The organism is Corallococcus sicarius (assembly GCF_003611735.1).
GTDB lineage: Bacteria > Myxococcota > Myxococcia > Myxococcales > Myxococcaceae > Corallococcus > Corallococcus sicarius.
Genome location: NZ_RAWG01000654.1, coordinates 1 through 999, shown reverse-complemented (window position 1 = coordinate 999; position 999 = coordinate 1). Strand labels below are relative to the sequence as shown.

The following is a 999-nucleotide window of genomic DNA, read 5'->3' as shown; positions in this document are numbered from 1 at the left end:
GGAAGAACCCCAGACAGGTGGACGCAGGCAGCAGGCACGCCAGCCCCACGCCCACGGCGGACGGCGTCCAACCGCGGAAGCGCGCGGGCAGCGCCTGCTCGCCCAGCGTGAGGACGGCCGCTCCCAGCGCGGCCCAGGCCATGGCCATGCGCAGGTCCGGCGACACCGCGCCCAGGCCGGAGGCCAGCACCCGGGCCACGCCCGCGGTGACGGTGGCTGCCGGGGCCGGGAAGCGCTCCGTGCCCAGCGCGGACGCGTCCGGCACCAGCAGGTAGAACAGCGGCACCACCACCAGCGAGCCCACGACACAGCCCAGGAGCTGCGCCAGGAACACGCGGCGCGGGTGCGCGCCCAGCAGGTGCCCCGCCTTCAGGTCCGTGAGCAGGTCCGCCGCGGACGACGTCGCGTTGACCGTGATGCCCGCGGTGGCGAGGTTCACCTCCACGTTACCGGGCCGGAGCACGCCGTACGTCAGCTGCGTCACCTGCCCCAGCGCCCCCACCGGGCTCATGTCCGTCTCCCCCGTGACGCGGCAGGAGATGAGACACAGCACGAACGACAGGGCCACCGCCAATAGCGCGTGGGGCACCGGCACCCCGAAGCCCGAGTGCGCCAGCGCCACCGTCGCCGGGGTGAGCACCAGCAGCCCCGCCGCCAACCACCGCCCGGGCACCTGGAGCGCCTCCACCGGATGACGCGCCACCCGCTCCCGCGAGCGCAGCCCCCGGAGCGCCCGGCCGAACACGCGGGCCTGGAGCGCGAACTGCAACAGCGACGCGGTGGTGAGCGCCGCCGCGCCCGGCCACAGCGACCACGCAAGGAAGTCGCCCTCCAGCGGCACCAGGCCCGCGGCCATCAACCGGGGTGCGACGACACCGTGCACGATGAGCGCCCCCAGCAGCATCGACGCGGTGACCCGCACGCCCAGCAGCGCGCCCCCACCCACCGGCATCAGCCCCGTCTCCAGCGCGAACCCCAGCCGCTCCAGCGACACCCCAC

1 protein-coding gene is annotated in these 999 nt (G+C 75.3%); it reads right to left on the bottom strand.

The window, feature by feature from the left end:
- Window positions 1-999 (bottom strand): OPT/YSL family transporter (locus D7X12_RS41520; RefSeq protein ID WP_208719639.1); only part of this gene is annotated, 999 nt, incomplete at both ends.